16 protein-coding genes and 1 tRNA gene are annotated in these 13,482 nt (G+C 33.7%); 8 read left to right on the forward strand and 9 right to left on the reverse strand.

Annotated features, from left to right (window positions below; all coding sequences use genetic code 11):
* Positions 1-28: 28 nt before the first annotated feature.
* On the reverse strand, positions 29-712 hold the full coding sequence (locus GZ212_RS01960) for a hypothetical protein (protein WP_053970791.1): 684 nt from the start codon (positions 710-712) through the stop codon (positions 29-31).
* Between the two features lie 72 nt (positions 713-784).
* On the opposite strand from GZ212_RS01960, the gene GZ212_RS01965 reads away from it, so the two are divergent.
* Together GZ212_RS01965 and GZ212_RS01970 are read left to right on the forward strand one after the other, a co-directional pair.
* Entirely contained in the window at positions 785-1,714 is a 930-nt protein-coding gene (locus GZ212_RS01965) for an SPFH domain-containing protein (RefSeq protein ID WP_053970792.1), read from the forward strand.
* Complete coding sequence (locus tag GZ212_RS01970; RefSeq protein WP_166956825.1) at positions 1,714-2,103, forward strand: hypothetical protein; 390 nt, start codon at positions 1,714-1,716, stop codon at positions 2,101-2,103. Before GZ212_RS01965 ends, GZ212_RS01970 begins: the two co-directional genes overlap by 1 nt.
* Here GZ212_RS01970 and GZ212_RS01975 read toward each other — a convergent pair.
* From GZ212_RS01975 to GZ212_RS01990, 4 genes are all read right to left on the reverse strand, one after another.
* Positions 2,100-2,303, reverse strand: a complete 204-nt coding sequence (locus GZ212_RS01975) for a hypothetical protein (protein WP_166956827.1) — start codon at positions 2,301-2,303, stop codon at positions 2,100-2,102. The two genes, GZ212_RS01970 and GZ212_RS01975, sit on opposite strands and share 4 nt — an antisense overlap.
* A 73-nt stretch (positions 2,304-2,376) precedes the next feature.
* A complete protein-coding gene (locus tag GZ212_RS01980; RefSeq protein WP_166956829.1) occupies positions 2,377-3,531 on the reverse strand; it encodes a GNAT family N-acetyltransferase in 1,155 nt (384 codons plus the stop codon).
* A gap of 54 nt (positions 3,532-3,585) precedes the next feature.
* On the reverse strand, positions 3,586-4,068 hold the full coding sequence (locus tag GZ212_RS01985) for a DUF1761 domain-containing protein (protein ID WP_166956831.1): 483 nt from the start codon (positions 4,066-4,068) through the stop codon (positions 3,586-3,588).
* A 114-nt stretch (positions 4,069-4,182) separates the two neighbouring features.
* Positions 4,183-6,216 carry a glutamine--tRNA ligase/YqeY domain fusion protein gene (locus tag GZ212_RS01990; RefSeq protein ID WP_166956833.1) on the reverse strand — a complete coding sequence of 678 codons (2,034 nt, stop codon included), beginning with the start codon at positions 6,214-6,216 and terminating at the stop codon, positions 4,183-4,185.
* A 104-nt stretch (positions 6,217-6,320) separates the two neighbouring features.
* On the opposite strand from GZ212_RS01990, the gene GZ212_RS01995 reads away from it, so the two are divergent.
* The 3 genes from GZ212_RS01995 to GZ212_RS02005 all read left to right on the forward strand — a co-directional run bounded on the left by GZ212_RS01995 (position 6,321) and on the right by GZ212_RS02005 (position 7,016).
* Complete coding sequence (locus GZ212_RS01995) at positions 6,321-6,530, forward strand: zinc ribbon domain-containing protein (RefSeq protein ID WP_166956835.1); 210 nt, start codon at positions 6,321-6,323, stop codon at positions 6,528-6,530.
* Positions 6,530-6,892, forward strand: coding sequence for a dihydroneopterin aldolase (gene folB, locus GZ212_RS02000; RefSeq protein ID WP_166956837.1), 363 nt, complete (start codon positions 6,530-6,532; stop codon positions 6,890-6,892). The genes GZ212_RS01995 and folB overlap by 1 nt, the downstream gene beginning before the upstream one ends.
* Positions 6,893-6,945: 53 nt before the next feature.
* Positions 6,946-7,016 (forward strand) — tRNA-Cys (locus GZ212_RS02005).
* A gap of 44 nt (positions 7,017-7,060) precedes the next feature.
* Here the strand turns inward: GZ212_RS02005 and GZ212_RS02010 are convergent.
* From GZ212_RS02010 to rnr, 3 genes are read right to left on the reverse strand one after another with little or no spacing between them, the layout of a single operon-like run.
* Positions 7,061-7,741 carry a LysE family translocator gene (locus GZ212_RS02010; protein ID WP_053970800.1) on the reverse strand — a complete coding sequence of 227 codons (681 nt, stop codon included), beginning with the start codon at positions 7,739-7,741 and terminating at the stop codon, positions 7,061-7,063.
* A 58-nt stretch (positions 7,742-7,799) separates the two neighbouring features.
* Positions 7,800-8,099, reverse strand: coding sequence for a heavy metal-binding domain-containing protein (locus tag GZ212_RS02015; protein ID WP_166956839.1), 300 nt, complete (start codon positions 8,097-8,099; stop codon positions 7,800-7,802).
* Positions 8,100-10,295, reverse strand: coding sequence for a ribonuclease R (rnr, locus tag GZ212_RS02020; protein WP_166956841.1), 2,196 nt, complete (start codon positions 10,293-10,295; stop codon positions 8,100-8,102).
* 579 nt (positions 10,296-10,874) lie between these two features.
* On the opposite strand from rnr, the gene rpiB reads away from it, so the two are divergent.
* From rpiB to GZ212_RS02035, 3 genes are read left to right on the forward strand one after another with little or no spacing between them, the layout of a single operon-like run.
* On the forward strand, positions 10,875-11,309 hold the full coding sequence (rpiB, locus tag GZ212_RS02025; protein ID WP_053970803.1) for a ribose 5-phosphate isomerase B: 435 nt from the start codon (positions 10,875-10,877) through the stop codon (positions 11,307-11,309).
* Positions 11,309-12,220 (forward strand): cation diffusion facilitator family transporter, encoded by a 912-nt coding sequence (locus GZ212_RS02030; RefSeq protein WP_166956843.1) that lies wholly within the window; start codon positions 11,309-11,311, stop codon positions 12,218-12,220. Before rpiB ends, GZ212_RS02030 begins: the two co-directional genes overlap by 1 nt.
* On the forward strand, positions 12,220-12,672 hold the full coding sequence (locus GZ212_RS02035) for a GNAT family N-acetyltransferase (RefSeq protein WP_166956845.1): 453 nt from the start codon (positions 12,220-12,222) through the stop codon (positions 12,670-12,672). Before GZ212_RS02030 ends, GZ212_RS02035 begins: the two co-directional genes overlap by 1 nt.
* A gap of 74 nt (positions 12,673-12,746) precedes the next feature.
* Here the strand turns inward: GZ212_RS02035 and GZ212_RS02040 are convergent, their stop codons facing one another.
* Positions 12,747-13,346: an MCP four helix bundle domain-containing protein gene (locus GZ212_RS02040; RefSeq protein ID WP_166956847.1), complete on the reverse strand. Its 600-nt coding sequence runs from the start codon at positions 13,344-13,346 to the stop codon at positions 12,747-12,749.
* Between the last annotated feature and the right edge of the window lie 136 nt (positions 13,347-13,482).

A 13,482-nucleotide genomic window follows, 5' to 3' on the forward strand; every position in this document is an offset into this window, starting at 1 on the left:
CGCTTTTTTATTTTCTAGTTTCTAACTTTTAAAATGTAATCATCGCCGTAAAGGCAAGCATGGATTGATTTCCTTTTACTTTACCATCATTTCCAGTAAGATCCAAACTGTCTTTGTTTAATCTGTTCAACATGTTTGTGAATCCATAGATGTATTGTGCTTTAATTCGGAAATGGCTAAAGCCTGCTGAAAGTCCAACTGCTCCATCTACATTAAAATTGTTGATATCGGTAATATCTTCCGCCAAAAGATTCTCATAATTCTTAATAAAAAAACCTTCTTTACTGTCATCCTTCATTTCCATGTCGCTGTTATATTGAATCATAGGACCTAAATCCAAAGTCAAAAAACTCTGAACAATTTTAACATGCATCAACAAGGCAATTTGAGCTGTAAACACTTTATATTTTAGGTATTCCTCATCCATCCCAAATTGTAATGGCGTAGCCGCAATACCAACGTTATTTTCAGCCAATTGAATGGTGTAACTCATATTGTACCACTTATGTGGTAGGTCAACAGTAGCAGAAGCTCCTACCATCCAACCATCTTCCTTTTGGGTTTCAAAATTATCGGTTAAAATGTCATATTGTGTGATACCTCCATAAATTCCAAAACCATTTTTAATGGCATAAGTTTTATGTTGGGCCGTTGAAATTGTAACAAATCCTACTATAAATGCTACTAATAAGGTAAGTTGTCTTTTTTGCATTGTTCTTACATGAGATTTAGACAAATATAAACTAATTTAGATTTTATTGTTAAAAATGTTAAAACCACCGCCATGTCCATTCTTTTAGTTCCATTTTTTGTTTTAGGATTATTAATTGTTCTGCTATCTTTTTTTACTGTCAAACAGCAATCTGCAGCCATTGTTGAACGCTTTGGGAAGTTTCAAGCCATTGCACAATCGGGATTGCGATTCAAGATTCCCTTAATTGACCGTGTTGCTGGACGATTGAGTTTAAAAATTCAACAATTGGACGTTATTGTTGAAACCAAAACGCTTGATGATGTATTTGTAAGATTAAAAGTATCGGTACAATTTGTAGTTATCAAAGACAAAGTATATGATGCTTTTTACAAATTGGATTACCCACACGACCAGATAACCAGTTATGTGTTTGATGTGGTACGTGCCGAGGTACCTAAAATGAAACTCGATGATGTTTTTGTTAAAAAAGATGACATCGCTATAGCTGTTAAAGCTGAATTGAACGATGCCATGTTAGATTACGGATTTGATATTATTAAAACCTTGGTTACAGATATCGATCCTGATGCACAAGTAAAATCGGCTATGAACCGAATCAATGCCGCTGAACGCGAAAAAATAGCCGCTCAATATGAAGGTGATGCCCAAAGAATTTTAATCGTTGAAAAAGCCAAAGCTGAAGCCGAAAGTAAGCGTTTGCAAGGTCAAGGTATCGCCGACCAAAGACGTGAAATTGCACGCGGACTGGAAGAGTCTGTAGAGGTTTTAAATCGTGTCGGTATCAATTCTCAAGAGGCCTCTGCTCTTATCGTTGTAACCCAACATTATGACACCTTACAATCTATAGGTGAAGAAACCAATAGCAACTTGATTCTTCTACCAAACTCTCCTCAAGCAGGAAGTGATATGCTAAACAATATGGTCGCTAGCTTTGCTGCCAGCAATCAAATTGGTGAGGCAATGAAACGCCAAAGAGAAGAAAAAGAAGGTAAAGAATAATGCTCATAAAGTACAAGAAATCCTGGGTTATTGGCCATTTTATCTTTGGCAGTATTTGGTTGGTATTAGGAATTTTATTTGCGCTTGATACCATCAACTGGATTCCTTCCTTTTATGCCATAATGGCTATCTATTACATAGCAATGGGTTTCTACCTTTGGTATTATAACTATCTAACCTTAAATAAGGATGTCATTCAAATCAATGGCTTTTTAGGTAAGAAGATGAAATGGGAAGACATCAAAAACATCTCCCATTTTGCAGGTGAAATAAAGGTTGAAACCGAATCCAAGAAAATGGTTATATCCAAACAATTTGTTGATTCTGCCACTTTTGAAACCATAAAAAACTACCTTAAAACAACCTATAAAGGAGAACTCTCTATCTAGTGTTCTTCTTTATAGGTTTCTAATTGGGCTTTTAAGCTATTCAAATACTCTTGAAGTTCCTTGTTGCCAACTTTTGGATGGTCTATGCTGGGTATGGTGTCTGGATTTTCATCCAAATATTGATATAATTCGGGATAGTGTTCTTCTATTTCCCTAGTTAAATTAGAAATTTCTGTTAATAAATCTTGTGTGCTTTTCATAATACAGACATTTTTGAATGTAAAATCTTAAGTTAGGAAATTCCTAAGGAACCTTGAAATATTTATGTTTTATTTAATGTTTAAAAGGATGCCTTTCCTCCCATTTTTTTGTTGGGTTCATTAGTTTGAAAATCTGTCGAAATAAGGAATTCAAAAGCGAATTGGTATGCTTCATAAAAACAACCATCGGTAAAGCCTCAGCACCCACAGAGCTTTTTATTTCCATAGCTGTTCTGGCATACACCACGTTTTGAAATCCTTGGTTGATTCCATAGGCAGCCATATCGTAGAGCATGTTTAAATACAGCTGATAGGTATATTGATAATTAGGATGGTATCCTAAAAAATAGGTTTCCAGCTGGCTTTTGTTAATTAATAGCGTGTAAAACCCTATTAATTCATTGTCCAGAAAATATCCATAAACTTTAAAGGCATCCTTTAATTCCGTTTTAAGGGATATAAAGTGATTTTTAGGAAGTATAAACGTATTAAAAGAGGCATTGTCTGAAACCGTTTTATAATATTGATACATGGTATCATTTAATGTCCTTACCTGTTCTATATCCAATTCCTCTTTACGGATGTTTTTAGCCTTTTTCAGAGCTGTTCGGTATCGTCTTAGGTATTTCTTGTTTAAGTCGGTTAAATAGTCATCAAAAGTCTTCCAATGATCCTTTACTTTCAGAATCATATTAGGTTGAACTTCTACCCTGTTTAATTGTTCTTTTGTATACACCAGGGAGTTACCAAAAGGTACTTGATCTGAAAAGTAATCCTTCCAAAGGATGACACGAATCTTCTTATGATTCTCGTTTTTTATTTTTAACCTCAAATCGTTTAAGGTTCGTATGATGGCATCACAAAAATCATCCTTAGAAATTTCTTGGGTATGATAAAGGCCATGTTGTCCAGTGTGAGTCATATTACCAACAACCAACATATTTCCCCTTAAAAAAATTGATAAAATATCTTTTAGAGAACGTATAAAAAAGCCGTCGGTATGTTCTCTAAACATATCCTTCAAATACAATTCGACTCTCTGAATAATGGCAATTCCAACCAATTTTTGCTCTTTAAAAACGCCCACATAATACCAAGAAATATTAGTGGGACTTGCCAACTCCATGGCTTTTAGATAACTCTCCTGTAAGAATAAATCATTCTTGGATAAAACCGACCACGCCTCTGGAAGATCTTTAAATGAGTTGTATAATTTGTAAGTTGTCAAAAAAATCAAAAACGTCTAGGAGGTATCGTTATCATGGAAATGACTTTCCTTTTCTTATTTCCATCCACAAACTATGGCACCAATAAGGGTCAAGCAAATTACCCAATATCCACTATTAATGAGAATGTATTTCCAACTTTTCCTTTCAAACAAACCAATGGTTGCAATCATGGGAAATGCAAAGAACAAACTGGCCAAGAAACCATGTAAAGCTCCATGTTTAAATGTCCTGTAAACGTTTCCATAATCATCCATAAAAGCTTGAAATGAAGGTAATGCATTACTTGGATCACCACCAACCATACTTATAGCCCCAGTTTGATGAATGGTTAAAAATTGCATTTCCATAGAAATCATGAAGGCAAACAAAAAAGACAAACCAAAAATAAGTGCCATATTACCAGCCTTTACTTTCTCTTCTGTAAGACCTGCAGCTGTCATCCATGCAGATCCAAATACTTTAGGATTATAATAGATAAACCCAACTACAAAGGTGGATGCCGCAGCGACAACCAATGCTAAAAAATTAATTTCCATATCGCTATTATTTAGTTAGTTACATTTAAAGATATGAAATTTCATCTTTCAAAAGCCTCAAATAAAAAAACCCGGAAAATAATTCCGGGTTCATAATGCTATAAAATATTACATTTAAAGGTTAGCCGTTTCTGCTACCAAAATATCATTGGTATCTTCCTGAGCCTTTTCAATAAATTCTAAAATATCATCATGCTTTTCTAGGCCTTGTTCCAAAAGCACTCCTAACGCAATAGCAGTAGCTATTCTGGTTCCTACTTTCTTTGCTGCTGTTCCAAATAACGGTTGCAAATCTTCATAAGAAACTTCCTTGGCAAGGATCTTAATTTCTTCTTTTACCTTTTCTTGTTTATCCGCTGGATAATTCGTGTATTTCTTTCCTAATTGTTTAATGACCTCTATTGCTGGTCTTTTATTTTGCTGAGGCTTTTGCTGTGTTTGAGGTTTATGTTCTGCAGGTTTGGTTTGTTTGGCCCAATTATCCCTTAACCCAACTATTTTATTAAATACCAAGCTATCCGCGCTAGAATCATCATCTACATTAAAATAACCCAATCTTTGAAATTGGAACCTATCTCCTGTTTGAGCCTCCGTTAAACTTGGTTCCACAAAGGCTTCAATTACCTTTAAGGAATCTGGATTTAAGAACTCCATAAAATCCTTTTCTTCATCCGTATCTGGCGCTTCATGCATAAATAATCTATCATATTCACGTACTTCCGCCTTTACAGCATGTTTGATAGACACCCAATGCAACGTTCCTTTTACTTTTCTCAAACTAGCCTCAGTGCCACTACCACTCAAACTTTCAGGATCATAAGAACATCTAATTTCTGTAATATTTCCATTGGCATCTTTTACAACACTTTCCCCTTTGATGATGTAAGCATTTTTAAGTCGTACCTCTTTTCCTAAAGTAAGTCTAAAATATTTACTGTTGGCTTCTTCTTTGAAATCGTCTTTTTCAATATATAATTCCTTTGAAAAAGGTACTTTCCTGAAACCAGCACTTTCATCTTCCTGATTATTTTCTGCTTCCAACCATTCAACTTGATCCGAAGGATAATTTTCAATAACCAATTTAATCGGATCCAAAACAGCCATTACCCTAGGTGCCGTTTTATTTAAATCTTCACGAATACAAAATTCCAATAAGGAAACATCAATAACATTATCTCTTTTGGCGACTCCTACCCTTTCGATAAAATCTCTAATGGCAGCAGGGGTATATCCTCTCCTACGTAAACCAGAAATGGTAGGCATCCTCGGGTCATCCCAACCTTTCACTATACCCTCTTGAACCAATTTGAGTAATTTTCTTTTACTCATTACGGTATAACTCAAGTTCAATCGTGCAAATTCACGTTGTTTTGGCAATAATGGTAATTCTTCTTGAGAATATGGATATACACTTTCCTTAAACCAGTTGTATAATTCTCTATGTGGTTTAAATTCCAAAGAACAAAGAGAATGGGAAATTTGTTCAATGTAATCGCTTTCTCCATGGGTCCAGTCATACATTGGATAAATGCACCAAGTATCTCCTGTTCTATGGTGATGTTTCTTTAAAATACGGTACATGATGGGATCCCTCATTAACATATTGGTATGCGCCATGTCAATTTTTGCTCTTAAAACATGTGCCCCTTCATTGAATTCGCCATCTTTCATTCTTTGAAATAAATCCAAATTTTCTTCAATCGATCTATTTCTATAGGGTCCATCAACTCCAGGCACTGTTGGAGTTCCCTTTTGTTCGGCCATAGCCACACTCGATTGGGAATCTACATAAGCTTTTCCCTCTTTGATAAGTAAAACGGCCCAATCATAAAGTTGTTGAAAATAATCTGAAGAATACAATTCATTGGCCCAAGTATAACCTAACCAAGATACATCCCTCTTAATAGCATCTACATATTCCTGTTCCTCTTTAGCGGGATTGGTATCATCGAATCTTAGATTAACAGGAGCATTATACTTTTCTCCCAAACCAAAACTAATACCAATGGCTTTAGTGTGTCCAATATGCAAATACCCGTTAGGTTCTGGTGGAAACCTAAACCGTAAATCATTTTTTGGCAATCCATTTGCCAAATCCTCTTCTATGATGTGCTCTAAAAAATTTAGAGATTTCTTTTCTTCAGACATAAATGCTTAACTTATTCAAACTGCCCAAAATTAAGCAAAATATAAACTTAAGCGAGGGTTTTTGTTAAATACAGAATGATTATTTTTATAAAAAATTAAAAGCCATGTCTCATATCAATTATACCTGTCCTAAATGTTCAAACAAAACATATCAACTAGGGCAATTGAGAGCTACAGGAGGTACACTCTCCAAAATTTTTGATGTACAAAATCAAAAATATACTTCCATAACCTGCAAAAGATGTAGTTATACCGAATTTTACAAGGCCAAAACCAGTGCTTTAAGTAATATTTTTGATTTATTTACAAACTAATGGGAGTTATAACATTACAAAATATTAGGGTCTTTTCGCATCATGGATGCTTGAAGGAAGAAACCAAAATTGGTAGTGATTATCGCGTGGATTTGGAAATTGAAGCTGATTTAAAAAAATCTTCTAAAACAGATCAACTATCTGATACAGTGGATTATGTTTTTTTAAATAAGGTCGTTAGAGAAGAGATGAAAATACCATCCCACTTACTTGAAACGGTAGCAAAACGTATCTTACAGCGCATCCTTAAAGAGGATAAACTTGTTAAAAAAGCAACGGTTTGGGTAAGTAAATTAAATCCGCCTATTGGAGGTGATGTTGAAATGGTTACAATAAAAATGACCGAAAAGAAGAAAAAATAAATGGTAAATGGGGTAAAAAGGTAATTTTTGTTACATTTGCAATCCATTTTAATGGCGTCTTGGCCGAGTGGCTAGGCAGTGGTCTGCAAAACCATCTACAGCGGTTCGAATCCGCTAGACGCCTCAAGAAAGCTCTTAATAAATTATTAGGAGCTTTTTTATTTTTTATCAGTCAAGTGGGTTGATTTGTTCGAATTTCTCTTTGATCATCTCCTTTTCTTTCGGAAAAAAACCTTGTGCCAATAACAGAAGGCCAAATCCCATAATAACCAAAGCGACTATTTTTTTGGTTTTAAAAATAGCACGAGGATTCAATCTGTTTTTTAAAGTTTTAGCAATAGAAATTTTGACTAGATCTACTAAAAAATAGGTAGCTAAAATGGTAGCTAAAAAGACAAATAAATCCTGATTGGTTTCAGTCAATGAATTTCCTATGACAATAAAACCCAACCATCCTAAAAGCACTCCGATGTTTATAAAATTAAGTAAGAACCCTTTGAGGAATAGTTTTTTGAAGTTCTTTTTTATTTCTACCCTATGATATTCTCTCACTATTTCCCTAAAAGATTTGGAAGTTTTTATAAAGGAAATAAAGCCATAAACAGCCAATAGAACGCCTCCAAAAACAAGAAAATTAGGGTCATCCTTTATTTTATCAAGGAGTTTGGTTGTACTGTAAAAGGCAACTAAAATGAATAAAACATCGGCCAGTAATACTCCAAAATCAAAAATAACCGCACTTTTAAATCCTTTGGTAGCACTGGTTTCCAACAGAACAAAAAAGACCGGACCAATGGTAAATGATAAGAGAATACCAAATGGAATGGCCGCTAAAATGTCATCTAACATAAAACCCTGAAAAACTTTCTAACAAAGTTAGAAAAAATATATGGTACCCTAAGAAGAGTTATTGAACCTTTACAGCAGTACCCGTAATAGAAACCAATAAAAAGGTACTTTGAGGAAACGTTTCTATATCTATTTTTATTCCTACAACAGCATTAGCAGACAGTTTGGAGGCATTTTCCTTTAATTTTTGAAAGGCTTCTTCCTTTGCTTCATTTATACTTTCTTCCAAGGAAGCAAAATAGGTTTCCTTTTTAAAGGTGAATGTCGTCTTTTGGGCATTTACCGATACCCCTGTAACAATACCTAAATAATCAATAATTTGATGGCCTTCAATGCTATTGGTTGTGCTTAATATCATTTATTGATCTTCTAATTTACCCAACAAAATAAAATCCAAGTGCTTTTTAACCAAATCGGTATTTTTCACTTTAACCACTACTTCATCACCCAATTGATACATGTTTTTGGTTTCCCTTCCGATGATTGCAAATTGGCTTTCATCAAATTCATAATAATCATCACTGATATCACGAATTCGAACCATACCTTCGCATTTATTTGAAATTATTTCTACATAAACACCCCAATCGGTAACCCCAGAAATTACACCTGCAAACTCTTCATCTTTATGATCCTGCATAAATTTAATTTGCATGTATTTGATGGAATCCCGTTCTGCCTGGGTTGCTAAATATTCCATACTGCTGCAGTGGCTACACTTATCTTCATACACCTCTTCACTTGCTGATTTACCACCATCTAAATAGTGTTGCAATAAGCGATGTGCCATCACATCTGGATACCTCCTAATAGGAGATGTAAAATGGCTGTAATATTCAAAAGCCAATCCGTAATGACCAATATTGAACACTGAATATTCTGCCTTACTCATACTTCTTATGGTAAGTGTATCTACCAGGTTCTGTTCTTTCTTACCAACCACATCTTTTAATAAGTTATTTAAAGAGGCTGTGGTACTCTTTCTATCCTTGAAGTTAAGTTTGTACCCAAACTTACCAACTACGTTTTGTAGAGCCGCTAATTTGGAATCATCTGGTTCGTCATGGATACGGTAAACAAACGTTTTTTTAGGTGATTTTTTACCTACAAACTCTGCTACCTTTTTATTGGCTAAAAGCATGAATTCCTCAATCAATTTATTGGCATCCTTACTGCTCTTAAAGAAAACACCAACTGGATTATTCTCTTCATCCAAATTGAACTTTACCTCCACTTTATCAAATGAAATAGCTCCTTGACTCATGCGTTTACTTCGCATAATTTTAGCTAAATCATCCAATTTCAAAATGGCATCTGCTATAGATTGATCTGCTGTATAGGCTTTTCCAGTAAGAGAAACTTCTTCAGGAATGTTATTAGATTTTGTTTCTATAATAGCTTGAGCTTCTTCATAAGCAAACCGAGCATCGCTATAAGTTACAGTTCTTCCAAACCACTGGTTCTTAACTTCAGCCTTATCGTTTAATTGAAATACTGCTGAAAAAGTAAATTTCTCTTCATGTGGCCTTAGGGAACAAGCAAAATTAGACAACACTTCAGGAAGCATTGGTACTACCCTATCTACCAAATAAATACTGGTACCACGTTCATAAGCTTCTTCATCTAAAACTGTATCAGGTTGGACATAATGCGATACATCGGCAATATGAATACCAATTTCATAGAGCCCATTATCCAATACTTGGAATGAAAGCGCATCATCAAAATCCTTAGCATCTTTGGGATCAATTGTAAACGTGAGGGTTTCACGCATATCCCTTCTTTTTGCTATTTCTTCAGCTGAAATGGATGTATCAATTTTACTTGCAAACTCTTCAACCTCATGAGGAAATTCATAAGGCAACCCATATTCAGCTAAAATGGAATGGATCTCCGTTTGATGGTCTCCTGGTTTACCTAAAACTTTTAGAATTTTTCCATAAGGAGAATCTGCTTTTTCTGGCCAATCTTCAAGAGAAACCAATACTTTATCCCCATCTTCAGCCTTATTGGTTTTATTGATAGGTACAAAGATGTCCTTGTACATTTTATTGCTATCAGGTATAACAAAGGCATAATTGCTATGTAATTGCACGACTCCAACATATTCACTTTTCTTACGCTTAATTATGTTGGTAATCTCCCCTTCTAGCTTCCCTCTTTTTCTTCTTTTGTATAGATAAAACTCAACTTCATCACCATCCAATGCTTTGTTTACATTATTAGATGCAACGTAAACATCATCCTCAAATTCATCACAAATAATGTAACCAGATCCTTTTGCTGTAATATCTAGAATTCCAGAGTAGTATTGTGTGGTAATAACAGCTTTAAACTTGCCTCTTTCTACTTCTTCAATCTCTTGCTTCGCTTTAAGTTGCGCTAGTTTCTTTATAATTTGATTCCGGCTACTGGCATCATTAACTCCAAGTTTAGCCGCAATTTGTTTATAATTGAAGGTTTTATTTCGTTCTTTTTTCAGAATACTCAAAATAGTTTGGGCCAAATTACCGATACCACCTGAGCTATTTCTTTTCCTTTTCTTTCTAGCCATAAAAAACTGATTCAAACAAATCTACTGTTTAATATATTAAGAAAAGAGCTTTCGTTGAAAGTTTATCCACATTTAATATCATATTAATTTTTCTTATTTAAATTTTTTAAAAGAATAATGATAATGATTATTGCTTGTTAATAGTTAGAATAACTTTTTTAAAAAATATTTTGAAAACACATAGTTTACGTTCTATTAATAATTAATTAACAAAGGTTATTGATTTAAATAGTTCATTATTAGCTTAATGTTAAATACTATTAACAACTGTTGAGAACGCATGTTAATAGTTTCATCTTAATAAATTGTTAAAGAAATGGGTGTTGATATTAAAAATTTAGCTGCTGATAACTTAGCTAAAAATTGTAGAGTTATTTTTTTGATATCAGGATTTAAATTCTGTTTGAAAATTTAATTGACTTTTGAAAATTTTTCTTTTAGAAAGAAATTAACAGTTATTAACAAGTTATGAATACTAATAACAACAGTAACTAACAACCTATAAAATTTGTAAACAGTTTTGAAGGGGCGTTTTACCACATTTTGTACCTTTACAGCCTTAATTTATTTGCCAAAACTATGAAAATCTCTATTGGAAACGATCACGCTGGAACCGATTATAAATTTGCTGTTATTGAGCACCTTAAAAGTAAAGGTATAGAAGTTACTAACTATGGAACCGATTCCAATAGTAGTGTTGATTACCCTGATTTTATACACCCTGTTGCTAATGATGTTGAAAAGGGACAAGTTGATTTTGGTATCATTATATGTGGTAGTGGAAATGGGGCTAATATGACAGCTAATAAACATCAGGGTGTTCGCTCTGCCTTATGTTGGAATAAGGAGATTGTTCAATTAGCAAGAGAACATAATAATGCTAATATTTTAAGTATTCCAGCAAGGTTTACGGCTTTGCCTCAGGTGTTGGAAATGGTCGATGTCTTTTTGGAAACAGCCTTTGAAGGTGGAAGACACCAAAATAGGATAGACAAAATTCCTGTTTCCTGTTAATGGGGCACCAACATTCACATAACCATTTAACCAAAGATACTAAGGATAGGAATCTGATGATTTCTATTGTTCTTAATATTTTGATTACGGCTGCTCAAGTAGTGGGAGGTCTGGTTTCTGGAAGTTTATCTTTATTAAGTGATGCGCTCCATAATTTTAGTGATGTCATTTCACTTATTGTAAGTTATATAGCTTCAAAACTAAGTAAACAAAAAGCTTCGTTTAATAGAACTTTTGGTTATAAAAGAGCCGAAATTTTGGCCGCTTTTGTAAATGCATCAACCCTTATCATTGTTGCTTTTATATTAATTAAAGAAGCTATTCATAGGTTTCAAGATCCACAAACTATAGATTCTGGTTTGGTTATTTGGCTAGCAATCTTGGCAATTGCCTTTAATGGGTTTAGTGTCTTGCTTTTAAAAAAGGATTCCAACCACAATCTCAATCTCAAATCGGCCTATCTACATTTATTAACTGATATGTTGGCTAGCGTAGCGGTTTTGGTAGGTGGTCTTTTAATGAAGTACTATGAGTTATTTTGGGTGGATAGTTTGTTAACTTTGTTAATAGCTCTTTACCTTATTTGGGTGGGATTTGATTTGCTTAAATCCTCTACTAGAATGCTTATGTTGTTTACCCCAGATTATATTGATATTAAAGAAGTGGTGCGTACTGTGAATAAACTGCCTAAAGTAAAAAAACTACATCATGTGCATATCTGGAATTTGAGCGATCATGAACTTCATTTGGAAGCACATTTAGATTTAGAAGAAAATATGTCGATCACCGAATTTGATGAACTTCTTCACAGAATAGAGATGGAGCTGCATGAGAAATTTGATATCAATCATGTTACCATTCAACCAGAATTTGATAAAAACGACCCAAAAGAAGTCATAGTACAAGACTAATGCTAGAGATTCAAATAAAGACTTTTGATGAGTTGCAAACCAAAGAACTATATGATTTGCTTCAATTAAGAAGTGAAGTCTTTGTGGTGGAGCAGGATTGCGTATATCAAGATATTGATGGAAAGGATCAAAAAGCACTTCATGTTTTGGGTTATTATCAGAACCAATTGGTAGCTTATACCAGACTCTTTAAACCTGGTGATTATTTCGAATATTCTAGTATTGGTAGGGTGGTAGTTAAAGAGTCTTTCAGACAATTTGGTTTTGGAAAAGACATTATGAAGGCCTCTATCAAGTTGATTGAAGAGGATTTTAAAGGAAAAGTGATAAAAATATCTGCCCAATGTTACCTCAAGAAATTCTATAATGAATTAGGGTTTATTGAGGAAGGTGACACCTACTTGGAAGATGATATTCCTCATATGGCAATGTATAGAAAGCTTGAAGCTTAATACATTATTGAATTCTCAAAAAACTACTCCAAGGCTCTCTTAATTGCTTTAAATAGCGTCTATAAAAATCAGATTTACGATTTCTTTTTTGGGTTATACATAACAATGATTTGAATAACTATGGCGAGAAATACCAATAAATAAATTTCAATATGAGTAAATAATTCAACGGTATCAACAGCTTGTTTACTAATTGACATTTGTTTACTGCCTTCGTTAAGTTGAATTTTTGATAGGTCGGTTAGATTGTGTTTTAAAACTGAAATATCATTTAGAATTTTCGAATGGTTAGAGGTATTGGAATCTTTCAACTGACTTTCAGAATCCATCAATGATTCCATATTATTTTTTAGCTCTTTGAAAACTTTTGACTCTTCTGTGGTCAGTTTTGTTTGCTCAAATCGATTTACTAAAGATTGTAAATCAGCATTTACTTTAGAATTCTGAGATACAAAAAAGCTAGAATCAGAGGCTACTACAGCCAATTCCTTTTCTTGTACTAATTTGAGCATGTCAAAAATTAAATCACTGGCAATTAACCTATCTTCATAAATAGTAACAACCGAATCACGAACTCTTACAAAATTGTTCTTATCTATTAAGTTTGTGGTAATTATAAGAACAAAGACCATTAATATTCCTAGGATCCATTTTAGCTTATTGAAGAACGTCATAGATAATTGTTTTAAAGTAGTTTGTGTGTTACACAAAAATATAAAAACCTTATAAAGAATAGCTATAAATCGAAGTAAGCGGAGATTTTCCTATTATTTACTTATTAGAGAAGTGTTTTTTGCCTCTTGTTTCTTA

It is taken from the genome of Mangrovimonas sp. CR14 (assembly GCF_011764015.1).
GTDB classification, from domain to species: domain Bacteria; phylum Bacteroidota; class Bacteroidia; order Flavobacteriales; family Flavobacteriaceae; genus Mangrovimonas; species Mangrovimonas futianensis.